Raw genomic sequence first — 24,433 nt, 5'->3', positions numbered from 1 at the left:
GGTCAGGACTTGGGTTTTGGCTGATGCCACAGCGCCATGCCGTTTTCCGGCACGCGCTTGAGGCAGCTGGCGAGCGGTTCGCCATCGGGGAAAATCAGATCGGGGGCGATTTCCGCCAGCGGGTAGAGCATGAATTCGCGCTCTTTCAGGCCGTAATGCGGCACCGTCAGGCGCTCGGTATGGATCACCTTGTCGCCGTACAGCATGATATCCAGATCGAGCGTGCGCGGCCCCCAGCGTTCATCCTTGCGCACGCGCCCCTGATTGCGTTCTATCGCCTGGGTATGGTCGAGCAGCTGTTCGGGCGGCAACAGGGTATCCAGCGCCACCACCGCGTTGAGAAAGTCCGGCTGGTTTTGCGGCCCCAGCGGCTTGGTGCGGTAAAACGAAGAACAGATGACCAGCCGGGTGCGCGGGAGATGCTCCAGCGCCTCCAGCGCGGCGTTAACCTGTTGCAGCGGCTGCGCCAGGTTGCTGCCCAGCGCGATATAAACGCGGATCATTATGCCCCTTCTTTGCGCGGTGCCCGGCGGCGAGGGCGGCGTTGGCGCGCGCGGCGCGGCGCGGGATCGTCGCCCAAGGTGCTCAGCATGGCTTTCTGCCGCGCCGGCGTGGCGTCCTGGAACTCGCCCCACCACTCGGCCAGACGCAGCATCTCCTGATTGTCTTCCACTTCCGCACGCAGCGCCAGCAGGTCATAGGCGGCGCGGAATTTCGGATGTTCCATCAGTTTGTGCGCGCGTTTGCCCTGACGGCGAGACAGGCGCAGCTGCAGCTGCCAGATATCGCGCACCAGCGTGGTGATGCGTTTCGGGATCGCCAACGAGCGGCACTGCTCGTCGAGCACATCGTTCATCGCCAGCGCGAAGGCGTCGTAGTAGGCCAGGCCGCTTTCCTGCGCCAGCTTCTGCGCGTGCTCCAGCAGCGGGTACCACAGCATGGCGGCGAACAGGAACGCCGGGTTGACGCGCATGTCGTTCTGCAGGCGATGATCGGTGTTCTTCAGCACCTGCACCAGAATGCGCTCCATCGGCGTATCGTGGTTCGGCGTGAAGTTGCGGGCGATCAGCGGGAACAGCGGTTGGAACAGCTGATATTCGCACAGCTTCAGGTAGGTTTGGAAACCGTAACCCGCCTGCAGCAGCTTGAGGGATTCTTCGAACAGACGCGCCGGCGGGATCTCATGCAGCAGCGAGGCCAGGCGAGGGATCGGCTCGGCGGTCTCTTCGCTGATGCGCATGTCCAGCTTGGCGGCGAAGCGCACCGCGCGCAGCATGCGCACCGGATCTTCGCGGTAGCGGGTTTCCGGATCGCCGATCAGGCGGATCACGCCTTGTTTCAGATCGTTCAGGCCGCCGACGTAATCGCGCAGGGTGAAATCCGCCACGCCGTAGTACAGGCTGTTGATGGTGAAATCACGGCGCTGGGCGTCTTCCTCGATCGAACCGAAGATGTTGTCGCGCAGCAGCATGCCGTTTTGCGCCTGCTGGGAGGAATTCTTGTCGGATTCCTGATTCTGTTCGTGGTGACCGCGGAAGGTGGCCACTTCGATGATCTCCGGCCCAAACATCACGTGCGCCAGACGGAAGCGGCGGCCGACCAGGCGGCAGTTGCGGAACAGTTTGCGCACTTGTTCCGGCGTGGCGTTGGTGGTGATGTCGAAGTCTTTCGGCTTTTTGCCGAGCAACAGATCGCGCACCCCGCCGCCGACCAGATAAGCCTCGTAGCCGGACTTGTTCAGGCGATAAAGCACTTTTAGCGCATTCTCGCTGATGTCTTTGCGCGAAATCGAGTGCTGTTCGCGCGGGATCACGGTCATCGAGTCGTTGCTCTCGGCGAGAGGGAAAGGCGGACGCTTGCGCGGCGTTGAGCGGCGGGCAGGGGCGTTGCTGCCGTTATCGGCGGCGCGCTGCTGCGGCGCAGGGCGGCTTGGCGCCGCGGCACGCTCTTCGCGGACTACGTTTTTATCGCCGGCCGCCGCGTCGTCGCGGGGCAGCTTGTCATCGCGGGTCAGTACCTTACGACAGAAGTTGGCTACTCGGGTAAAAATGGTACACCTCGATAGTGACTGATAAAAATGGAGCTAACAAAAAATAGCGGCTAATCATAGCTCACCATGGCTCCTTTGAGAATGCCGGCGTGTTTTCATCCAGAGGGATAGCCTCCTGACGCGGCACGTTTTCCAACCGCCAGTGTTCGATCGCCCAGCTCAATAATAATGGCAGGTCAAGATCTTGCCAGCTTTCCGGCAGCGGTTGGCGCAGAAATTTCAGCGCGGCGATCAGCACCGGCCGCGGATCGCCTGCGGGCAACGCCGGCGCATGATTTTGCTTCGACAGCTTGATGCCGTTGGCGCCCAGCGCCAGCGGCAGATGCACATAAGCGGGCACCGGCGCCTGCAGCTGGCGGTAGAGGGCAATTTGGCGCACCGTTGGTTCGATCAGATCGGCGCCGCGGACAATCTCGGTCACGCCCTGAAAATGGTCGTCGATCACCACCGCCAGGTTGTAGGCGAACAGCCCATCGCGGCGGCGAATGATAAAGTCTTCCCCCGCCAGCGCCGGATCGGCCTGCAATTCTCCCTGCAGGCGATCGTGGAACCGGTAAACGGGCGCGGTCTGGCGCAAGCGGATGGCGGCGCCCTGCGGGCCGAGCTGCAAGTCACGACAGTGGCCGTCGTACAATCCGCCGATGTGCTGGATGCGGCTGCGGGTGCAGGTGCAGTAATAGCTGAGCCCCTGGCGCTGCAACAGATCCAGCGCGGCGCGGTAGGCGTCGTGACGTTGGGATTGATAGATGACCTGGCCGTCCCAGTGGAGACCATAATGTTCCAGCGCGGACAGGATGCGAGCGGCGGCGCCGGGGACTTCACGCGGCGGGTCGATATCTTCGATGCGAACCAACCACTGCCCGCGTTGGGCGCGAGCCTGAAGGTAGCTTCCCAGAGCGGCAATCAGCGAACCGAAATGCAGATCCCCGGAAGGCGATGGGGCAAAACGCCCCACATAATGACTTTCTTGCATATCAGAGGGGAGGGGTTCCCTTTTCTCTGTGCGGCGCACGCGGGTACGCACGCCGCAGCGGTAACATACTCGTTATGCTTGAAACTGCATCTGTGTTAGCTGCGCCTGCTTACCCGAATCACTTACTTGAGTAAGCTCATCGGGATGCGCATTCTTGCCACCTTGATGCAGCTCCAATCATTTAGAGTAGCGGTATTAGCCGGCCATCTGCTTTTCGCGGATCTCGGCCAGCGTCTTGCAGTCGATGCACAAATCGGCGGTCGGACGCGCTTCGAGGCGACGAATACCGATCTCCACGCCACAAGATTCGCAGTAGCCGAAATCATCGTCTTCCACTTTCTTCAGCGTTTTCTCGATCTTTTTGATCAGTTTGCGTTCACGGTCACGGTTACGCAGTTCAAGGCTGAACTCTTCTTCCTGAGTGGCACGGTCGGCCGGATCAGGGAAGTTGGCTGCCTCTTCTTGCATATGCGATACAGTACGGTCCACTTCGTCCCTGAGCTGGTTGCGCCACGCTTCAAGAATGCGCTTGAAATGCGACAACTGGGCGTCGTTCATGTACTCTTCGCCCGGCTTCTCTTGGTACGGCTCCACCCCAGCGATGGCGAGAATGCTCAAGGACGAGGTTTTACGGTTTTGCCCTTCTTGCATGTTGCTTCTCCTACATACACACGCACTATCGAATCCCCAATGCGGGGGAAAAACAGGCCGCTATAAATAACAGAAGGAAGGTAGGTTGGCAATTATTCCTGTCGCCCGCTTGACAATCGTGTGAAGGAGGGCGTATTTGGCGATCGTGCTGGCCGGTTGTCTATTTATAGGGACCCGACTGCGCTAATCGATAAAAAACGGCAGCTTATCGCAGAGATAAATACCGTCAGGTGATAATTTTGCCCCGTAGCAAACCACTTCCACTCCCAACTGCCGGACCTGTGCCAACAGCGCCGCATAGCGCTCATCTATATGATGTGCCGGTGCGACCTGCTCAATACCGCTGTGTAACACGGCAAAGAACAACACCGCCCGTTGCCCGCTTTCAACCATGCTGAGCAACTCACGCAGGTGCTTTTGCCCTCTGAGCGTTACCGCATCAGGAAAGTAACCACGTTGTTGTTGCAGTAATGTGACTGACTTAACTTCAATATAGCAGTTAACCCGATTTTCTGCCTGTAATAACAAATCGATACGGCTGTTTTCACCGCCGTATTTCACCTCGCCGCTGATTTTACTGTAACCGGATAATTCATTGATTAAATTGTGTTCAATCGCCTCGCGCACCAGCGCGTTGGCGCGCAGGGTATTGACGCAGATCCAGTGCCCCTGTTGGGTATGGGTCAACTCCCAGCTGTGAGCGTATTTGCGCTTGGGATTGTCCGAGGTGGAGTACCAAACGGTGTCGCCGGGCGTGGCGCAGCCGGTCATGGCGCCGGTATTGGCGCAGTGCAGCGTAAAGGTTTCCCCTTCCGGGGTGATCACGTCCGCCAGAAAGCGTTTGTAACGTTTGATCAGCGTGGCGGAACGCAGCGGTGGAGAAAAAATCATGCGGATGCCTGTTTGGCCAGCGGCCACTGTTCGAGGTGTTGATAGCGGGTGCGGCCGTTTTCGAACACCGACTCATATAAGGAAAAGGCGTCGGCGCTGAACGCCCAGCCCGGCGTCGCCGGCGGGATCGCCACCGGCTGGGTGGCGGCGCGCAGCAGCGTGACATGCGGATGGAACGGCAGCGCGCTTTGATGGCAGCCGCTGCGGGCGGCCTGCGATCGCAGCAGCTCGGCCAGCTGCAGCAGCCCGCGCGGCGCGCGGCGGGTGCCGAGCCAGACCACGCCGGGGCGCGGCCAATGGCCGAGATCGTCGAGCCGCATGCTGAACCCGGGTTGTACGATGCGGCCGGCCAGCTTGCGCAGCGCTTGCTCTTTCTGCGCGGTGACCTCGCCGAGAAACGCCAGCGTCAGATGCAAATTGGCCGCCACCACCGGCCGGCCGGCCTCCGGCGCAAACGCCTCGGCGCGCCAGCGGATCACCTGCTGTTGCAGGGCGTCAGGCAAGGACAGGGCGAAAAACAGGCGGCGCGAATTGGACATAAGGGCTCGGCAAATGCATGACAAAACGGTCGGGAACAGCGGTAAACGTTGCTGGCAGCGGCCCCGCGAGGGGCGCGGCGCACGAATGAGCTCCGTACTATAGCTAACGACGCCGCAGTTTGAAAGGCTACGGGGACAAAGCTAATGCTACACTGTACGCCGTTTAACGTTAACCACCACGGAGAGTTCAGTGTCTTCATTGCCCGTCAGCGCGGTGCTTGATGAGTTGCTGGCTGCGTTGCAGTCCGCTCCTCAGGTGCTGTTGCACGCCCCGACCGGCGCCGGTAAATCCACCTGGCTGCCGCTGCAGCTCCTGGCGAAGGCCGGGTTGCCGGGGCGCATTATCATGCTGGAGCCGCGGCGGCTGGCGGCGAAAAACGTCGCTTACCGCCTGGCACAGCAACTGGGGGAGGAGCCCGGCCAGACCGTGGGCTACCGCATGCGCGCCGAAAGTAAAAGCGGGCCGCAGACCCGGCTGGAAGTGGTGACGGAAGGCATTCTCACCCGCATGTTGCAGCAGGATGCCGAGCTGCAGGGCGTGTCGTTGGTGATCCTCGATGAATTCCACGAACGCAGCCTGCAGGCCGATCTGGCGCTGGCGTTGCTGCTCGATGTGCAGCAAGGGCTGCGCGACGATCTGAAGCTGCTGATCATGTCGGCCACCTTGGATAACGCTCGCCTGTCGCAGTTGCTGCCGGAAGCGCCGGTAGTGGTGTCCGAGGGGAGAAGCTTCCCGGTTGAGCGTTTATATCAGCCGTTGGCCAGCCATCAGCGGCTGGAGGACGGCGTAGCGGCGGCGGTGAAGCGGTTGCTGGCCGAACAGCCGGGATCTTTGCTGCTGTTCCTGCCGGGCGTGGCGGAGATCAATCGGGTGCTGGAGCGATTGACCGGCGAGGTGGCGAGCGATACCGATCTTTGCCCGCTGTATGGCGCCTTGCCTCTGGCGCAACAGCAAAAAGCGATTCAGCCGGCGGCGCCTGGTCGCCGCAAGGTGGTGCTGGCGACCAACATCGCCGAAACCAGCCTGACGATCGAGGGCATTCGGCTGGTGGTGGACAGCGGTCTGGAGCGCGTGGCGCGTTACGACGTGCGCAACGGTTTGACGAGGCTGGCGACGCAGCGCATCAGTCAGGCCTCGATGGTGCAGCGCGCCGGGCGCGCCGGGCGCCTGGAGCCGGGCCTTTGCTGGCATCTGTTCGCCAAAGAACAGGCGGAACGCGCGGCGGAACATGCCGAACCGGACATTTTGCAGAGCGATCTCACCGGCTTCTGGCTCGAACTGTTGCAGTGGGGTTGCCACGATCCGGCGCAACTGACCTGGCTGGATGCGCCTTCTGCGGCGGCATTGACGGCGGCCAGGGCGCTGTTGCGCCGGTTGGGGGCTACGGATGACGGCGACAAACTCACCGCGCCGGGGCGCCAGATGGCTGCGTTGGGGGGCGAGCCGCGGTTGGCGGCGATGCTGGTCGCCGGCGCGACGCTGAGCGCCGACGGCCTGGCGACGGCGGCATTGTTGGCGGCATTGCTGGAAGAACCGCCGCGCGGCGGGCAGATGGATATCGGTTATTGGCTGAGCCGCCCGCAAGCGAACTGGCGGCAGCGCGCCGCGCAGTTGGCCAAACGCCTGCCGCAACGTGCGGGGCAAGTCGACGTCGAGCTGGCGCCGCGTCTGTTGGCACAGGCATTTACCGATCGCATCGCCCAGCGGCGTGGCCAGGACGGCCGCTACCTGCTGGCCAACGGCCTGGGCGCGGCGATGAATCAGGACGAGGCGCTGTCGCGCGCCCCCTGGCTGATCGTTCCCAGCCTGTTGCAGGGCCACAACAGCCCCGATGCGCGTATCCTGCTGGCGCTGCCGGTGGACATCGAAGCGCTGGCGGCGCAGCTGCCGGCGATGGTCATGCAGCGCACGGCGGTGGAGTGGGATGAAGAAAAGGGCACGCTGCGCGCCTGGAAACGCCAGCAGATCGGCCGTCTGACGCTGCGCGCTCAGCCGCTGGCCAAACCGGCGGACGAAGAGCTGCAGCAGGCGCTGCTCGATTGGGTGCGCGCGCAGGGGTTGGCGGTGCTCAACTGGGAGGGCGCCGCTGAACAATTGCGGGTGCGCCTGCAGTGCGCGCAAGCCTGGCTGCCGGAGGCGGAATGGCCGGCGATGGATGAAGAGCCGCTGCTGGCGGCGCTGGAGCAGTGGCTGTTGCCGTCGCTGAACGGCGTGCGCGATCTGCGCGGCTTGAAGCAGGTCAACATCGCCGAGGCGCTGTCCCGCCTGCTGGACTGGCAGCAAAAGCAGCGGCTGGATAATGCGTTACCCACTCATTACACTGTGCCGACCGGTAGCCGCCTGCCGATCCGTTATGAGGCCGGTAAACCGCCGGCGCTGGCGGTGCGCTTGCAGGAGGTTTTCGGCGAGCAGCGCAGCCCGATGTTGGCGGAGGGTCGCATCCCGGTGGTGCTTGAGTTACTCTCACCGGCGCACCGGCCGTTGCAAATCACCGGCGATCTGGCGGCCTTCTGGCAAGGCGCCTACCGCGAGGTGCAAAAAGAGATGAAGGGCCGCTACCCGAAACACGTGTGGCCGGACGATCCGGCCACGGCGGTACCGACGCGCCGAACGAAGAAATATCAGTAGGTCGCGATCATTCAAGGTTTGGAATTCAGATGTTTCTTCTGGTCAGCGCTGCGGCGTCGGCACAGATTAAGCGACTAATCATGGCCGGCAGTGTCGGCAAGCTCGGAGAACAACAGCCATGGCTGGGGATGACCGCGAGCCCATCGGGCGCAAAGGAAAACAACCAAAAAGCACCGCGTCGCGCAAGCCGCCGCGCCGTCGCCGAGACGACGATTATGACGATTACGAAGAAGACGAGTATGACGATGATGAGTATGAAGAGGAGGAGGAACGCATGCCGCGTAAGGTAAAAGCGACTCCGCCGCGTAAAAAACGCCGCTGGCTCGGCCTGATTATCAAACTGATCCTGGTGCTCGCCGTCTTGTTGGCGATCTATGGCGTCTACCTGGACTCGCAGATCCGCAGCCGCATCGACGGCAAAGTCTGGCAGCTGCCGGCGGCGGTGTACGGCCGCATGGTCAACCTGGAACCGGGCATGCCGTACAGCAAGAAGGAGATGGTCAACCTGCTGGAAGGCATGCAGTATCGCCAGGTCAGCCGCATGACGCGTCCGGGCGAGTTTACCGTACAGGCCAACAGCATCGAGATGCTGCGTCGCCCGTTCGACTTCCCGGACGGTAAAGAAGGGCAGATCCGCGCCCGCCTCGATTTCCAGAACAACCGTTTGGCGAAGATCGAAAACCTGGACAGCGGCCGCAGCTTCGGCTTCTTCCGCCTCGATCCGCGTCTTATCACCATGCTGCAGTCGCCGAACGGTGAACAGCGCCTGTTCGTGCCGCGTTCCGGTTTCCCGGATCTGTTGGTGGACACGCTGATCGCCACGGAAGACCGCCACTTCTACGAGCATGACGGCATCAGCCCATACTCCATCGGCCGCGCGGTGCTGGCCAACCTGACCGCCGGCCGTGCGGTGCAGGGCGGCAGTACCCTGACGCAGCAGCTGGTGAAGAACCTGTTCCTGACCAACGAACGTTCGCTGTGGCGTAAGGCCAACGAAGCCTATATGGCGCTGTTGGTGGATTACCGTTACAGCAAAGACCGCATCCTGGAGCTGTATCTGAACGAGGTGTACCTCGGCCAGAGCGGCAGCGACCAGATCCGCGGTTTCCCGCTGGCCAGCCTGTATTACTTCGGCCGCCCGGTGGATGAGCTGAGCCTCGATCAACAGGCGTTGCTGGTTGGCATGGTCAAGGGCGCGTCGCTGTATAACCCGTGGCGTAACCCGAAACTGGCGCTGGAACGCCGCAATCTGGTGCTCAAACTGCTGCAGAACCAGGGGGTGATCGACGGCGAGCTGTATGACATGCTGAGCGCGCGTCCGCTGGGCGTACAGCCGAAAGGCGGCGTCATTACGCCACAACCGGCGTTTATGCAGATGGTGCGTCAGGAACTGCAAACCAGGCTGGGCGATAAGGTCAATGACCTGTCCGGCGTGAAGATCTTCACCACGCTGGATCCGGTGTCGCAAGACGCGGCGGAAAAAGCGGTTGAAGACGGCATCCCGGCGCTGCGCGCCGCGCGTCACCTGCAGGATCTGGAAGCGGCGATGGTGATCGTCGATCGCTTCAGCGGTGAAGTGCGCGCCATGGTCGGCGGCGCCAACCCGCAGTTCGCCGGTTTCAACCGCGCCATGCAGGCGCGACGCCTGGTCGGCTCGCTGGCCAAACCGCCGACGTACCTGACCGCGCTGTCCGAGCCGGACAAATACCGCCTCAACACCTGGCTGGCGGATGCGCCGCTGTCGCTGAAACAGCCCAACGGCGCCGTCTGGCAGCCGAACAACTACGATCGCAAATTCCGCGGTCAGGTGATGCTGGTGGATGCGTTGGCCAACTCGCTGAACGTGCCGACGGTGAACCTCGGCCTGTCGGTCGGGCTGGATCAGATCAGCGCCACGCTGCAACGCCTGGGGATCCCGAAAGCGGAGATCAATCCGGTGCCTTCGATGCTGCTGGGGGCGATCGGCCTGACGCCGATGGAAGTGGCGCAGGAATACCAGACCATCGCCAGCGGCGGTAACCGTGCGCCGCTGTCGGCGGTGCGTTCGGTGATCGCCGAAGACGGCACCGTGCTGTACCAGAGCTTCCCGCAGGCGGAGCGCATGGTGCCGGCGCAGGCCGCTTACCTGACGCTGTACGCGATGCAGCAGGGCGTGGCGCGCGGGACCTCCCGCTCGCTGTCGGTGAAGTTCCCGAACTACAACCTGGCGGCGAAAACCGGTACCACCAACGATCTGCGCGACAGCTGGTTCGCCGGCATCGACGGCAAGGAAGTGGCGATCGCCTGGGTCGGGCGCGATAACAACGGCCCGGCCAAGCTGACCGGCGCCAACGGCGCGTTGACCCTGTATCGCCGCTATCTGGAAAACCAGACGCCGCTGCCGCTGATGCTGCAGCCGCCGGAAGGCATTAACCAGATGAGCATCGACTCTGCCGGCAACTTTATCTGCGGCGGCGGCAGCTGGCGCACCATCCCGGTCTGGACCGACAATCCGCAGGGATTGTGCCAGGCCAGCCAGGCGGCGGTGCAGCAACAGCAGCAACAGCAGCAACCGGCGGCGGGTGAGCAAAAAGATGGCGATGGCGTCGCCGGCTGGATCAAGGATATGTTCGGCCAGTAATCGCTACCGGGGCGTCGGCCCCGGTGAAAGTTTTTTCTTTGTTATTAAGCCCGTAACCTTGGTTGCGGGCTTTTTTATTTTTCTGCTCGTTTTATTTCCCTGCTAACCGCAAGGCTAAGCGTCTAATCCTTAACCTATTTGCCCTATGAATTCGGCTTGCAGTTTAATTTGGCTTCTGCATAAAATGCGACGCTTATAATAATTATTATCGTTTACATTCGTCATTTAATTATTCATCAGAGAAATCAACTATGCCGACCAAGCGTCTTCCATCATTCGCGGCCAAGCAGGGCCGCCTCCCCGTCAGCGCGTTAGCGATCACCGTCGCCGCGGCGCTGGGCACGCTGGCGATGCCGGCCTTTTCCGCCGACGCCAAGTCGTCCGCCAAGGAAGACACGATTACCGTTGTGGGCGGCAGCAATACCGCCCAGCAGGAAAGCGCCTGGGGGCCGGTCGGCACCTATGTCGCCAAACGCAGCGCCACCGGCACCAAAACCGATACGCCGATCGAAAAGAACCCGCAGTCCGTTTCCGTGGTGACGCGTGAAGAGATGGACATGCGCCAGCCGGATACGGTGAAGGGCGCGCTGGCCTATGCGCCGGGCGTATTCGCCAGCCGCGGCAGCTCCACGACCTATGATGCGGTGGCAATCCGCGGCTTCCCGGCTACCAACACCACCCAGTATCTGGATGGCCTGCGGTTGCTGGGCGACAACTACAGCGAAGCGTCCATCGATCCTTATTTCCTCGAACGTGCCGAGCTGCTGCGCGGCCCGGTCTCGGTGCTGTACGGTAAAAGCAACCCGGGCGGTTTGGTCTCGATGGTCAGCAAGCGGCCAACCACCGAGCCGCTGCGCGAAATCCAGTTCAAAATGGGTACCGATAACCTGTTCCAGACCGGTTTCGATTTCAGCGACGCGCTGGACGATCAGGGCATTTATTCCTATCGCCTGACCGGCCTGGCGAAAGACAGCGATACGCAGCAGAACATGAGCAAAGAGAAGCGCTATGCGATCGCGCCGTCCTTTAGCTGGCGCCCGGATGACAAAACCAACTTCACGCTGCTGGCCAACATTCAAAACGATCCCTATACCGGTTATTACGGCTGGTTGCCGAAGCAGGGCACGCTGATCCCGTTGCCGGACGGCAGCAAACTGCCGACCGATTTCAACGAAGGCGAAGCCAGCAACTATATGGCGCGCAAGCAGCGGATGATCGGGTACAGCTTCGAACACGCCTTCAACGATACCTGGGCGGTGCGCCAGAACCTGCGTTATATGCAGGTGGACACCGATATGAAGAGCATTTACGGATTCGGCTTGTCATCACCGACGACGATCAATCGCGCTTACGTTCAGTCGAAAGAACACCTGAACAATTTTGCGGTTGATACTCAGGCGCAGGCGAAGGTGAAAACCGGCGATATCGACCATACGCTGTTGTTTGGCGTAGATTATTCGCGTATGCGCAACGATATCAATTCCGACTATGGTTCCGCAGACGGCCTGAGCATGACCCAGCCGCAGTATGGCAATGATGTGGTCAATATCAACTTCCCATACAAGTACTTGAACCGTCAGGAGCAAACCGGCCTGTATGTGCAGGAGCAAGGGGAGTGGAACCAGTGGCTGTTGACGCTGGGCGGGCGCTATGACTGGGCGAAAACGTCGGCCAATAACCGCGTTCTCGGGTACACCAACGAACGCTCCGATGGGCAGTTTACCTGGCGCGGCGGATTGAATTACCTGTTCGACAACGGCGTGACGCCGTATTTCAGCTACAGCGAGTCGTTTGAACCGACCCTCGATACGTCAATCAATGGCCAGACCTTTAAGCCCTCGATCGGCAAGCAGTATGAAGCCGGTGTGAAATACGTGCCGAAGGATCGCCCAATCGTGCTGACCGGCGCGCTGTACCAGCTGACCAAGAACAACAACCTGACGCCGGATCCGGATAACGCGCAGTTCAGCGTGCAGAGCGGCGAGATCCGTTCGCGCGGTGTGGAGCTGGAAGCCAAGGCGGCATTGAATGCCAACGTCAACCTGATCGCCTCCTATACCTATACCGATGCGAAGTACACCAAGGACAATACCTATCAGGGCAAACCGACCGTCGAGGTGCCGAAACATATGGCGTCGCTGTGGGCGGATTATACCTTCCACGAAACGGCGGTGAGCGGCCTGACGCTGGGTTCCGGCGTGCGTTACGTCGGCTCCAGCTCGAGCTTCAACAGCGATAACTCCACCTTCAAGGTGCCGGACTACACGCTGGTGGACGCGACCATTAAATACGATCTGGCGCGCTTTGGCCTGCCGGGCTCGTCCGTGGGCGTCAACATCAATAACCTGTTCGACAAGACCTACGTGTCGAGCTGCTACCGCGACTACGCCTGCTACTGGGGCGCAGAACGCCAGGTGGTCGCCACCGCAACCTTCCGTTTCTAACCGGATAGCCGGGGCGGCGCCGCGTCGCCCCGGACAAAGCAGGATCTATGCAGGACAAACTTCTTAATCCCGGCGCGACCTTCGCGCTGGATAACGCCAGTTTCGCCGTCCCCGGCCGGGTGCTGCTGCAACCGCTGTCGCTCAGTTTTCCCCAGGGCAACGTCTGCGGCCTGATCGGCCATAACGGTTCCGGTAAATCCACCCTGTTGAAACTGCTCGGGCGGCACCATGCGCCCAGCGGCGGCCAGGTACTGCTCAATCGGCAGCCGTTGGCGCAGTGGGACAGCAAATCCTTCGCCCGCCAGGTGGCCTACTTGCCGCAGCAGTTGCCGGCGGCGGAAGGCATGACGGTGCGCGAACTGGTGGCCGTCGGGCGCTATCCGTGGCATGGCGCGCTGGGGCGGTTTGGCGCCAACGATCGCCAATTGGTGGAAGAGGCCATTTCACTGGTGGGGCTGAAGCCGTTCGCCAACCGCCTGGTGGACAGCCTGTCCGGCGGCGAGCGCCAACGCGCCTGGCTGGCGATGATGGTGGCGCAGGACAGCCGCTGCCTGCTGCTCGACGAACCGACCTCGGCGCTGGACATCGCGCATCAGGTTGAGGTGTTGGCGCTGATCCAGCGCTTGAGCCGCGAACGCGATCTCACGGTGATCGCCGTGCTGCACGACATCAACATGGCGGCGCGCTACTGCGACCATTTGGTGGCGCTGCGCGGCGGTGAAATGATCGCCCAGGGCGGCCCGCTGGAACTGATGCAGGGGCCGGTGCTGGAGCAAATTTACGGTATTCCTATGGGCACGTTGCCGCACCCGAGCGGCGGCGCGCCGGTGAGTTTTGTCTACTGATGTCCTCTGCATTCACTTCTTCTCACGATCCGCTGCGCCGCCGTCTGTTGATGGCGCTGGCGCTGTCGCCGCTGTTGGGATCGTGGCCCGGGCGAGCGGCGGATACGCCGCCGGATATCGCGCGCGTTGCGGCGCTGGAATGGCTGCCGATCGAGCTGCTGTTGGCATTGGGCGTAACGCCGCTGGCGGTGGCCGATGTGCATAACTACAACCTGTGGGTGGCGGAGCCGAAGCTGCCGGCGACGGTGGTCGACGTCGGCCAGCGCACCGAACCTAACCTCGAACTGCTGCAGCAGCTCCAGCCTTCGCTGGTGTTGCTGTCGCAGGGCTATGGCCCGACGCCGCGCAAAATCCAACCCATCGCGCCAACCATGAGCTTCGGCTTCAACGACGGCAGCGGCAAACCGCTGACCGTCGCCCGTCAGTCGCTGCTGGCGCTGGGCCAGCGGTTGGGCATAGAAAGCCGGGCGGTAAACCACCTGGCGCAGTTCGACAGTTTTATGCAGGACGCGCGTCAGCGCCTGCAAAGCTACACCCGTCAACCGTTGCTGCTGTTTTCACTGATCGACACGCGTCATGCGTTGATCATCGGCCAGAAAAGCCTGTTCCAGGAAGCGATGGACCAACTGGGCATCCGCAATGCCTGGCAGGAGCCAACCGACTTTTGGGGCACGGCGGTGGTGGGGATTGAACGGTTGGCCACGGTGCGTAACGCCCGGGTCATCTATCTCGATCACGGCAATCAGGCGATGATGGACAAGGTCAGCGCGACGCCGCTGTGGCAGTCATTGCCCTTCGTGCGGCAAAACCAGCTGCGGCAGGTGCCGGCGGTGTGGTTCTATGGCGCCACGCTGTCGACGATGCGGTTTTGCCGCCTGTTGGCGCAGGCTCAGGAGAGTGCGTCATGAATGCGGGCATCCGGAAATTGCCGCTGACGCTGATCCTGCTGTTGCTGGCGGCGGCAGGTGGCCTGACGATATACAACCTGGCGCAGCAGCTGCCGCCGGCGCAATGGGCGCGGGCGCTCAGCGCGCCGGACATCGACGACGTGCTGCAAATGCTGTTCCATTACAGCCTGCTGCCGCGGTTGACGGTGTCGCTGTTGGCCGGCGCCGGCCTGGGCTTGGTCGGCGTGCTGTTCCAGCAGGTGTTGCGCAATCCGTTGGCGGAACCGTCGACGCTCGGCGTGGCCGCCGGCGCGCAGCTCGGCCTGACCATCGCCACGCTGTGGGTGCTGCCGGGGGGCGAATTCACCCGCCAGCTGGCCGCTATGGTGGGCGCGATTGTGGTGGGCGGGCTGGTGTTCGGCGTCGCCTGGGGCAAGCGTATGTCGCCGGTCACGCTGATTCTGGCCGGGCTGGTGCTGGGGCTGTACTGCGGCGCGGTCAACAGCCTGTTGGCGCTGTTTCATTACGATCAGCTGCAGGGTATGTTCCTGTGGGGCACCGGCGCGCTGAACCAACAGGATTGGAGCGCCGTACAGTTCCTCCTGCCGCGTTTGCTGGTGGCAGGCCTGCTGGCGGCGCTGTTGCTGCGCCCGCTGACGCTGCTGGGGCTGGACGACGGCGTGGCGCGCAACCTGGGGCTGGGGCTGTCGATGGCGCGCTTCTGCGCCCTGGGGGTGGCCATTATCTTCAGCGCCATGCTGGTGAGTGCGGTGGGCGTTATCGGCTTTATCGGCCTGTTTGCGCCGCTGATGGCGAAGATGCTGGGCGCGCGCCGCCTGGCGCACCGCATGATGCTGGCGCCGTTGCTGGGGGCGCTGCTGCTGTGGCTGACCGATCAGGTGATGCTCGGGGTGACGCAGGTGTGGCGCGAGATCCCGACCGGTGCGGCCACCGCACTGTTCGGCGCGCCGCTGCTGTTGTGGCTGCTGCCGCGTTTGCGCAGCGCCGCTACGCCGCCGCCGATGAACCTTGGCGACAAGGTGCCTGCCGAACGCGGGAATCTGCCTGGCTGGGCAGCGCTGGCCGGCGTCGTGCTATTGATCGGCCTGACGCTGGCGCTGATGCTGGGCAAAAACGCCGGCGGCTGGCACTGGAGCCTGGGTGCGGAGCTGGACGCGTTGCTGCCGTGGCGTTGGCCGCGGGCGCTGTCGGCGATGGCGGCGGGCATGATGCTGGCGGTCGCCGGCACGCTGATCCAGAAGCTGACCGGCAACCCGATGGCCAGCCCGGAAGTGTTGGGCATCAGTTCCGGCGCCGCTTTTGGCGTCGTGATGATGCTGTTTATGGTGCCGGGCGACGCCTTCGTTTGGCTGCTGCCCGCCGGCAGTTTGGGGGCGGCCGCGACGCTGCTGATCATCATGATCGCCGCAGGCCGCGGCGGTTTCTCGACTGAGCGCATGTTGCTCGCCGGTATCGCGCTCAGCACCGCCTTTACCACCGTCATCTTCCTGCTGTTGGCCAGCGGCGATCCGCGTATGGGGGGCTTGCTGACCTGGCTCTCCGGTTCAACCTATTCGGTTGAGCCGGCGCAGGCGCTGCGCACCGCGCTGGTGGCCGCCGGCCTGATGGTATTGGCGCCGCTGTGCCGTCGCTGGCTGACCATTCTGCCGCTCGGCGGCGCCACCGCCCGCTCGGTGGGGATTGCGCTGACGCCGGCGCGGTTGACCATTCTGTTGCTGGCCGCCACGCTGACCGCCATGGCGACCCTGACCGTGGGGCCGCTGAGCTTTGTCGGGCTGATGGCGCCGCATATGGCGCGCATGTTGGGCTTCCGCCGCGCGCTGCCGCAGATGGTGATCGCCGCGCTGTTGGGCGGTTTGCTGATGGTATTTGCCGACTGGTGCGGGCGGATGCTGCTGTTTCCGTATCAGATCCCCGCCGGGTTACTGGCGACCTTTATCGGCGCGCCGTACTTCGTTTATCTGTTGCGTAAGCAGACGTCGTAAGCTTCATCCCTACTTTGCTTTCTCCGCCATCAAGGGCCCAGCGTTGCTGGGCCTTTTTTCAACGCCTTGCAAGGCGTTGCGTGTCGCTGCGCAAGAAAGACATTTAACGTGAAAAGGAACGCGGGAAGAGAGGGGGAGGTGAATATACTGTGTGCGGGTGCTCTGGATCTTTGTCTCTGGAGCCTGCGTGAAAGATACAAAGAGAAAAGCCCCGAGTCGATATCCATCAACCCGAGGCCTACTCTAACGCGTGACAACGTTAAGTTAGCCTCTTACCCGCCGCGAGGCAAGGAGAAGAAGGCATGATGCCGAACAAACGGAGCCTGTTAAAATTGGTGGTTATTTGTGCCACGGTAATATCACTGGCATGGATAACCCGCAGCACGCTGTGTGAACTGCGTATCCGATCGGGCACTACGGAGGTTGCGGCCATTTTGGCTTACGAATCCGAACGGTAAGACAACCCGGTGGCGGGGGCTTTGCCTCCGCCGGCCGGCAGTTGATGCGTTGATCCATGAGCACCCATCTGCTCAAAAAAAACGGCGAGCCCAGGCTCGCCGTTTTCATGTTGATGTCGGGGCTTATTTCAGGCCGGCGGCATCGCGCAGCAGTGCGGCTTTGTCGGTCGCTTCCCATGGGAAGTGTTCGCGGCCGAAGTGGCCGTAGGCGGCGGTTTCGCGGTAGATCGGCTGCAGCAGATCCATCATCTGGATCAGGCCGTATGGGCGCAGATCGAAGAATTCGCGCACCAGCAGCGTCAGCTGTTCGGTTGGCACTTTCTCGGTACCGAAGGTTTCCACCATGATGGAGGTCGGTTCCGCTACGCCGATAGCGTAAGACACCTGAATCTCGCAGCGATCGGCCAGGCCGGCGGCAACGATGTTTTTCGCCACATAGCGCGCCGCGTAAGCCGCGGAACGGTCAACCTTGGACGGATCCTTACCGGAGAAGGCGCCGCCGCCGTGGCGCGCCATGCCGCCGTAGGTGTCGACGATGATCTTACGGCCGGTCAGGCCGCAGTCGCCCATCGGGCCGCCGATAACGAAACGGCCGGTCGGGTTGATGTGGTATTTGGTGCCCGCCGTCAGCCATTCCGCCGGCAGTACCGGCTTGATGATCTCTTCCATCACCGCTTCTTGCAGATCTTTCAGCGAGATGTCTTCAGAGTGCTGGGTGGACAGCACCACGGCGTCGATGCCGACGATTTTGCCGTCGTCGTACTGGAAGGTCACCTGGCTCTTCGCATCCGGGCGCAGCCACGGCAGGGTGCCGTTTTTACGCACTTCGGACTGGCGCTGCACCAGACGGTGCGCGTAGGTGACAGGTGCAGGCATCAGCACGTCGGTTTCGTTGGTGGCGTAGCCAAACATCAAGCCCTGATCGCCGGCGCCCTGTTCGAGAGGATCGGTACGATCAACGCCCTGATTGATATCCGGGGATTGCTTGCCGATAGCGCTCAATACTGCACAGGAGTTGGCGTCAAAGCCCATGTCCGAATGAACGTAGCCGATCTCGCGCACGGTCTTGCGGGTAATCTCTTCGATATCGACCCAGGCGCTGGTGGTGATTTCACCGCCGACCAAGACCATGCCGGTTTTCACGTAGGTTTCGCAGGCGACGCGCGCCTTCGGATCTTGTTCCAGGATGGCGTCGAGGACGGCATCGGAGATCTGATCGGCGATTTTATCGGGATGTCCTTCGGAGACGGATTCGGACGTGAAGAGGTGTTTAGCCATTGTGTTCTTTACCTTGCATAAGACGGGTTAGAAATTACTGCACAGCGCTGGAGATCCGGCATCGAAGCGAAGGGTCTTCCGCTGATGGCGCGAGATGCATCCTGCAACGCCCCTCAGGCAAAGCCGTTAAGCAGTTTATCAGTTAACCAGTATAGATGGATTAACATCTGGACGTCTATTTTAGGTCAGGGTTTAGCCAGATTGCCAGTAATTTTTTGCGCTTTCGCTCTTTTGCGCAAACGGGTTGGCGCCATTTTCATCGCTTGAAACAGTTTTCGGCGAATTTTCATTTTGCTTTTTCACCTGCTTACCGGTATAAACTGCGCGCGCGGTTCATTTGCTGCACAGTATGGCGGTCTGGCGTGGTGGAAGGTGCGATTAACTTCCGCTTTGCATTCGCCGGCGTTGCGCTATTATCCGTCGCGGGCGTTCGCCGTAAGCGCCGCCGCTTCATCGAACGGTCACGTTCTTACACTATTTTAGAGGCTGGGTCGTTCACTCCGAACGGCGCGCGTGGAGGTGGTTGGATTAATGATCCGTTGTCTACCGGTTGTTGGTTCTCAACAGCAGTGCCGTTCTGGCGCACATTCTTCTGCTATTTCCCGTCTTGTCTCTCTGTCACTTACCAGGTGCGATAAACACTTGGCCGCTACTCAGGATTCTCGGGCCGGCTAACGGTCGTCTGAAGAACTGAACAAGGGTAGCCTGCAGCCTTCCTGTGGGATGTTTCTTGGCCCGATTCACGAGGTTTGAACAGGGTGTCTTACAATTATATGAGTGATAAACCGATCGCTGACCGCGAACGGCAGTTCTCTTCGCTGCCGCCGGCGCGGCTTGTTGGGTTGTTCTCGCGGGTTGTAGCTGCGATAGTGGCTGACGGTTTCGTCAGTAGGGAATGTGAGGCGAACCATGTCTGATGATCTGTTGATTCACCGTCCGCCGGTTGCGGGCGAGTCTTTATCTTTGCGCTCCATGCAGGAGGTTGCCATGAATGATCGTAATGCCAGCAAGATGCTGCGTACTTATAACGTCGCCTACTGGGGCAACAATTACTATGACGTCAACGAGCTGGGCCATATCAGCGTGTGCCCGGATCCGGATGTCCCGCAGGCGCGCGTCGATCTGGCAGAACTGGTGAAAACGCGCCAGAAAGACGGCCAACGTCTGCCGGCGCTGTTCTGCTTCCCGCAGATCCTTCAGCATCGCCTGCGTTCGATCAACGCTGCGTTCAAACGCGCGCGTGAATCCTTCGGCTACCAGGGCGGTTATTTCCTGGTGTATCCGATCAAGGTGAACCAACACCGCCGCGTGATTGAATCGCTGGTGAATTCCGGCGAACCGTTGGGGCTGGAAGCCGGCTCCAAGGCCGAGCTGATGGCGGTGCTGGCGCATGCCGGCATGACCCGCTCGGTGATTGTCTGTAATGGTTATAAAGATCGTGAATACATTCGCCTGGCGTTGATCGGGGAAAAGCTGGGGCACAAGGTGTACCTGGTGATCGAGAAAATGTCCGAGATCAACCTGGTGCTGGAAGAGGCCGAACGGCTGAACGTCATACCGCGCCTGGGCGTGCGTGCGCGTCTGGCATCGCAAGGCTCCGGCAAATGGCAGTCGAGCGGCGGCGAAAAATCCAAGTTCGGTCTGGCGGCGGTGCAGGTGCTGAAGCTGGTAGAAACCCTGCGTGAAGCGGGCCGCCTCGACAGCTTGCAGCTGCTGCACTTCCACCTGGGTTCGCAGCTGGCCAACATTCGCGACATCGCCACCGGCGTGCGCGAATCGGCGCGCTTCTACGTTGAGCTGCACAAGCTGGGCGTCAACATTCAGTGCTTCGACGTGGGCGGCGGCTTGGGCGTCGACTACGAAGGCACCCGTTCGCAGTCCGATTGCTCGGTCAACTACGGCCTGAACGAATATGCCAACAACGTGATTTGGGGCATCGGCGACGCCTGTAACGAACACGGCCTGCCGCACCCGACGGTGATCACCGAGTCCGGCCGCGCCGTGACCGCGCACCACACGGTGCTGGTCTCCAACGTGATCGGCGTCGAGCGCAACGAATTCAGCGAACCGCAGCCGCCGGAAGCCGACGCGCCGCGCGCGCTGGAAAGCATGTGGGAAACCTGGCTGGAAATGAACGAGCCGGAGAACCGCCGCTCGCTGCGCGAATGGCTGCACGACAGCCAGATGGATCTGCACGATGTGCACACCCAATACGCGCACGGCATGCTGGACTTGACCAAGCGCGCCTGGGCCGAGCAGCTGTATCTGAACATCTGCAACAAGATCCAGCAGCAGCTCGATCCGAGCAACCGCGCACACCGCCCGATCATCGACGAGCTGCAAGAGCGCATGGCGGACAAGTTCTACGTCAACTTCTCACTGTTCCAGTCGATGCCGGATGCCTGGGGTATCGACCAGCTGTTCCCGGTGTTGCCGCTGGAAGGGCTGGATAAACCGCCGGAAGGCCGCGCTGTGCTGCTCGATATCACCTGCGACTCCGACGGCACCATCGACCATTACGTCGACGGCGACGGCGTGGCGACCACCATGCCGATGCCGCCGTACGATCCGGAGAACCCGCCGGCGCTGGGCTTCTTCATGGTCGGTGCGTATCAGGAGATCCTCGGCAACATGCACAACCTGTTCGGCGACACCGCCTCGGTTGACGTGTACGTGTTCCCGGACGGCAGCGTCGAGACCGAGCTGTCCGACGAGGGCGACACCGTGGCGGATATGCTGGAGTATGTGCAGCTCGATCCGAGCGCGCTGCTGTCAAAATTCCGCGATCAGGTCAAAGAAACCGATCTGGACAGCGAGCTGCAGGCGCAGTTCCTGGAAGAGTTTGAGGCCGGTCTGTACGGTTATACGTATCTGGAAGACGAGTAACCGCCTTCTTCATGGGGGGCGATATCGGCCCTCTTGAAGCATGGATAAAATGCGGCCATAATCTGCCGTATCGGTAGCACCGAAACACACATCGAATAAATCCCTTTCTCGTCGGGCTAACGACGCGGGAGGGATTTTTTTTTGTAACGGCCCGGCGTCTGCGCCCGGCAACTTGTTGAACTACGAGGGTTTACTATGAGCACCTTAGGCCATCAGTCCGATAATTCATTAGTGTCCAACGCCTTTGGTTTCCTGCGCTTTCCGCTGAACTTCATGCCTTACGACAGCGATGCAGAGTGGGTCATCACCGGCATTCCGTTTGACATGGCGACCTCCGGTCGCGCCGGCGGCCGTCATGGCCCGGCGGCCATCCGTCAGGTGTCCACCAACCTGGCCTGGGAAGGCAACCGTTGGCCGTGGAGCTTCGATCTGCGCGATCGCCTGAACGTGGTTGACTGCGGCGACATCGTGTTCAACTTCGGCGATGCGCAGGACATGAGCGACAAGCTGCAGGCGCACGCGGAGAAACTGCTGAAGGCCGGTAAGCGCATGCTCTCGTTCGGCGGCGACCACTTCGTCACCCTGCCGCTGCTGCGCGCGCACGCCAAGCATTTCGGCAAGCTGGCGCTGGTGCACTTTGACGCCCATACCGATACCTACGCCAACGGCAGCAAGTTCGACCACGGTACCATGTTCTATCATGCGCCGAACGAAGGCCTGATCGATCCGCATCACTCGGTGCAGATCGGCATTCGCACCGAGTTCGATCACGACAATGGCTTTACCGTACTGGACGCCGCGCAGGTGAACGATCGCAGCGTGGACGACCTGCTGACCCAGATCAAAGGCATCGTCGGCGATATGCCGGTGTACCTGACCTTCGACATCGACTGCCTGGATCCGGCGTTCGCACCGGGCACCGGCACGCCGGTGATCGGCGGTCTGACTTCCGATCGCGCGCTGAAACTGGTGCGCGGCATGCAGTCGCTGAACATCGTCGGCATGGACGTGGTGGAAGTGGCGCCGGCCTATGATCAGTCCGAGATCACCGCGCTGGCCGCGGCGACCCTGGGTCTGGAAATGCTGTACCTGCAGGCGGCCAAGAAACACGCCTGACGCCAGACCACGCCTCGCTGAAAAAGCGGCTCCCATTGTATGGGGGCCGCTTTTTTTTATTTCATTTGTCGCCATCCGTGCGGCGATTTTCAGTCTGTTGCAACGCCTTTGCGCAATTTTGCGCAGAAATGAAACGGAGTCAGTAAAAAGGAACCGGGATAACGGGGAGGATGAATATACTGCGCGCGGGTGCTCTGGATCTTTGTATCTAGAGCCTGCGTGAAAGGTACAAAGAGAAAAGCCCCGAGTCGATATTCATCAACCCGAGGCCTACTCTAACGCCAGCAACGTTAAGTTAGCCTCTTACCCGCCGCGAGGCAAGGAGAAGAAGGCATGATGCCGAACAAACGGAGCCTGTTAAAACTGGTGGTTATTTGTGCCACGGTAATATCACTGGCATGGATAACCCGTAGCACGCTGTGCGAGCTGCGGATCCGATCGGGCACTACGGAGGTTGCGGCCATTTTGGCTTACGAATCCGAACGGTAAGGCAACCCGGCGACGGGGGATGGCCCCCGTCTGCTGGTTGTTGGCGTCCAGATCCATGAGCACCCTCTCAAGGCCATTGGCTTTCTCTGCCGCAACGGTGCGGGAACAGACTATGCCCGTTTCACCTGCCGCGTCAGCAACATACGGCTAAACAGCGCGCCGCCCGCCAGCAGCGTCAACAGCTGTGAGGCAATCAGCACCGCAAAGCCCGAGGACACCTTGCCCTGGCTGGCCATCACCATGCCCATCGCCATCGGCACGAACGCCGAGAACAGATTGCCGATGCCGTTGATCAGCCCATAGGCGCTGCCGACCGCCTCCGGCCGCGCATAATGCTGGAGCAGCGTGGGGATCGCCGCGCCCTGCGCACCCCAACAGGCGTTGGCCGCCAGCAGGAAGAAGGCGATCCAACCAAGCTGATGGCTGTTCATTACGCCATAGATGCACAGTGCGGTCGCCGCGCCGCCAAAGACGAAGATCAGCGGCGCCTGATAGGGGCGGATACGATCGAGCAACGCGCCGCCGAGGTATTTGGAGGCGATGCTGACGATGAACGGCAGCGCCGCCATCCAGCCCATTTGCTTGATGGAGAACCCCTTTTCATCGGTCAGGTAAGCCGGCAGCCAGGCGCTGGAGCCCCACAGGTAGCTGAGCGTGGCGATCTCGATCAGCAGGATCCAGCCGAGCATCGGCGTGCGCCAGGCCAGCGCAAAGGTGTGCCAGACGCGGCTTAGCACCGGTTGCGAATCGGCAGGGCGTGAAGAAGATGAGGGTAAGGCGAGCGGATGAACGAACAACCGAACCAGCGCCAGGCCCAGCAGCAGGTTGAGCAGCGCCAGCAGGTGAAACGACATCGCCCAGCCGAAGTGCGCCATCAGAAAACTCACCAGCGGAAAGCCGAGCACCAGCCCCAACGAGACGCCCAGCGCGCTGACCGCGTTGGGCTTGCCGCGCTCGTCGGCGGCGAAATGATCGCTGATGTACATGGTTTTCAGCGAGAACAGCGGCCCTTCGCTGACGCCAAGCAGCGCGCGCACCGCGCACAGCAACAGCAGCGATCCCGCCAGCGGCGAGGCGGCGGTGAGCAGCGCCCACAGCACCACGCTCAGCGTCAGCGCGCGGCGGTAACCCATCAGCGTTTCCAGAAACGGCGTCAGCAACATGGCGGACAGGCCGTAACCGAGTAAAAACACCGTCATCAGCGTGCCCTGGTGAGCGCGGTCACCGCCGAGTTGAAAGTGTTGCAGGAAGTCGGGATTGACCAACATCACGGCGATATTAACCCGATCCGCATAGGCGATAACGATCAGAAACAGCAGGGCGAGCACCCCAAACCAGCGTTGACGTTGTTGCACGGCGCGTTCCTCAGTGCGAGCGGTTGACGAATTCAGGCAGCAGTAAACTCACCCGAGGATGCCATTTGGCGCAAACGCGGGGATGGGGCTGATTGATGTAAATTTATTGTTATCAAATAGGGCGTAAATGACAGAGGGAAAACACTTTTACGCGCAATTCGCCGCAGAGATCAACGCGTTTTTTGCCATAAATTAGCGAGGGAGCGCACAACTGACATAGGTTTTTCATATCGGTGCATGATTTCGTGATCCTTCCCGCATTTGTCATTTTTAAACAACCTTTCATTAACATTTGCCGTTCCGCTCGCTTGACGAA

General features: G+C 61.3%; 18 protein-coding genes. 10 read left to right on the top strand and 8 right to left on the bottom strand.

Annotated features, from left to right (window positions below; translation table 11 throughout):
* Window positions 1-2 precede the first annotated feature (2 nt).
* The 6 genes from folK to thpR form a co-directional block, all read right to left on the bottom strand.
* Window positions 3-503 carry a 2-amino-4-hydroxy-6-hydroxymethyldihydropteridine diphosphokinase gene (gene folK, locus ACJ8PL_RS18045; protein ID WP_016930060.1) on the bottom strand — a complete coding sequence of 167 codons (501 nt, stop codon included), beginning with the start codon at window positions 501-503 and terminating at the stop codon, window positions 3-5.
* Entirely contained in the window at window positions 503-2,050 is a 1,548-nt protein-coding gene (gene pcnB, locus ACJ8PL_RS18040) for a polynucleotide adenylyltransferase PcnB (RefSeq protein WP_071525987.1), read from the bottom strand. The genes folK and pcnB overlap by 1 nt, the downstream gene beginning before the upstream one ends.
* Window positions 2,051-2,111: 61 nt before the next feature.
* Window positions 2,112-3,023: a tRNA glutamyl-Q(34) synthetase GluQRS gene (gene gluQRS, locus ACJ8PL_RS18035; RefSeq protein WP_016930059.1), complete on the bottom strand. Its 912-nt coding sequence runs from the start codon at window positions 3,021-3,023 to the stop codon at window positions 2,112-2,114.
* 195 nt (window positions 3,024-3,218) lie between these two features.
* Entirely contained in the window at window positions 3,219-3,674 is a 456-nt protein-coding gene (gene dksA, locus ACJ8PL_RS18030) for an RNA polymerase-binding protein DksA (protein WP_004937569.1), read from the bottom strand.
* 183 nt (window positions 3,675-3,857) lie between these two features.
* Window positions 3,858-4,565, bottom strand: coding sequence for a DNA/RNA nuclease SfsA (gene sfsA, locus ACJ8PL_RS18025; RefSeq protein ID WP_116403785.1), 708 nt, complete (start codon window positions 4,563-4,565; stop codon window positions 3,858-3,860).
* The gene (gene thpR, locus ACJ8PL_RS18020) at window positions 4,562-5,104 is read right to left on the bottom strand and encodes an RNA 2',3'-cyclic phosphodiesterase (RefSeq protein WP_115436510.1); all 543 of its coding nucleotides are present in this window, start codon (window positions 5,102-5,104) and stop codon (window positions 4,562-4,564) included. The genes sfsA and thpR overlap by 4 nt, the downstream gene beginning before the upstream one ends.
* Before the next feature lie 190 nt (window positions 5,105-5,294).
* On the opposite strand from thpR, the gene hrpB reads away from it, so the two are divergent.
* The 7 genes from hrpB to ACJ8PL_RS17985 all read left to right on the top strand — a co-directional run bounded on the left by hrpB (window position 5,295) and on the right by ACJ8PL_RS17985 (window position 16,993).
* Window positions 5,295-7,733 (top strand): ATP-dependent helicase HrpB, encoded by a 2,439-nt coding sequence (gene hrpB / locus ACJ8PL_RS18015; protein ID WP_442531316.1) that lies wholly within the window; start codon window positions 5,295-5,297, stop codon window positions 7,731-7,733.
* A gap of 118 nt (window positions 7,734-7,851) precedes the next feature.
* Window positions 7,852-10,353, top strand: coding sequence for a bifunctional glycosyl transferase/transpeptidase (mrcB, locus tag ACJ8PL_RS18010; protein WP_016930056.1), 2,502 nt, complete (start codon window positions 7,852-7,854; stop codon window positions 10,351-10,353).
* Window positions 10,354-10,604: 251 nt separating this feature from the next.
* Window positions 10,605-12,797 carry a ferrichrome porin FhuA gene (fhuA, locus tag ACJ8PL_RS18005; protein WP_049300407.1) on the top strand — a complete coding sequence of 731 codons (2,193 nt, stop codon included), beginning with the start codon at window positions 10,605-10,607 and terminating at the stop codon, window positions 12,795-12,797.
* A 47-nt stretch (window positions 12,798-12,844) separates the two neighbouring features.
* Window positions 12,845-13,642 carry a Fe3+-hydroxamate ABC transporter ATP-binding protein FhuC gene (gene fhuC, locus ACJ8PL_RS18000; protein WP_016930054.1) on the top strand — a complete coding sequence of 266 codons (798 nt, stop codon included), beginning with the start codon at window positions 12,845-12,847 and terminating at the stop codon, window positions 13,640-13,642.
* Window positions 13,642-14,550 (top strand): Fe(3+)-hydroxamate ABC transporter substrate-binding protein FhuD, encoded by a 909-nt coding sequence (gene fhuD, locus ACJ8PL_RS17995; RefSeq protein WP_048325335.1) that lies wholly within the window; start codon window positions 13,642-13,644, stop codon window positions 14,548-14,550. Before fhuC ends, fhuD begins: the two co-directional genes overlap by 1 nt.
* Window positions 14,547-16,535, top strand: a complete 1,989-nt coding sequence (fhuB, locus tag ACJ8PL_RS17990; protein ID WP_442531315.1) for a Fe(3+)-hydroxamate ABC transporter permease FhuB — start codon at window positions 14,547-14,549, stop codon at window positions 16,533-16,535. The genes fhuD and fhuB overlap by 4 nt, the downstream gene beginning before the upstream one ends.
* A 305-nt stretch (window positions 16,536-16,840) precedes the next feature.
* A complete protein-coding gene (locus ACJ8PL_RS17985; RefSeq protein WP_004937610.1) occupies window positions 16,841-16,993 on the top strand; it encodes a Hok/Gef family protein in 153 nt (50 codons plus the stop codon).
* 123 nt (window positions 16,994-17,116) lie between these two features.
* Here ACJ8PL_RS17985 and metK read toward each other — a convergent pair whose 3' ends face one another.
* Window positions 17,117-18,271: a methionine adenosyltransferase gene (gene metK / locus ACJ8PL_RS17980; protein ID WP_016926681.1), complete on the bottom strand. Its 1,155-nt coding sequence runs from the start codon at window positions 18,269-18,271 to the stop codon at window positions 17,117-17,119.
* Window positions 18,272-19,180: 909 nt separating this feature from the next.
* Between metK and speA the strand changes: the two genes are divergently transcribed.
* From speA to ACJ8PL_RS17965, 3 genes are all read left to right on the top strand, one after another.
* Entirely contained in the window at window positions 19,181-21,157 is a 1,977-nt protein-coding gene (gene speA / locus ACJ8PL_RS17975; protein WP_028127388.1) for a biosynthetic arginine decarboxylase, read from the top strand.
* A 195-nt stretch (window positions 21,158-21,352) separates the two neighbouring features.
* Window positions 21,353-22,273, top strand: a complete 921-nt coding sequence (gene speB, locus ACJ8PL_RS17970; RefSeq protein ID WP_004937606.1) for an agmatinase — start codon at window positions 21,353-21,355, stop codon at window positions 22,271-22,273.
* A gap of 336 nt (window positions 22,274-22,609) precedes the next feature.
* Entirely contained in the window at window positions 22,610-22,762 is a 153-nt protein-coding gene (locus tag ACJ8PL_RS17965) for a Hok/Gef family protein (protein ID WP_004937610.1), read from the top strand.
* Window positions 22,763-22,872: 110 nt separating this feature from the next.
* Here the strand turns inward: ACJ8PL_RS17965 and ACJ8PL_RS17960 are convergent, their stop codons facing one another.
* Entirely contained in the window at window positions 22,873-24,117 is a 1,245-nt protein-coding gene (locus ACJ8PL_RS17960) for an MFS transporter (protein WP_110147400.1), read from the bottom strand.
* Window positions 24,118-24,433: the final 316 nt, after the last annotated feature.

The sequence above is a fragment of the Serratia sp. CY83965 genome (genome assembly GCF_052166375.1).
GTDB classification, from domain to species: domain Bacteria; phylum Pseudomonadota; class Gammaproteobacteria; order Enterobacterales; family Enterobacteriaceae; genus Serratia; species Serratia marcescens.
Note: the sequence above shows the minus strand (reverse complement) of the source record. Positions and strands in the feature narration are given on the sequence as shown.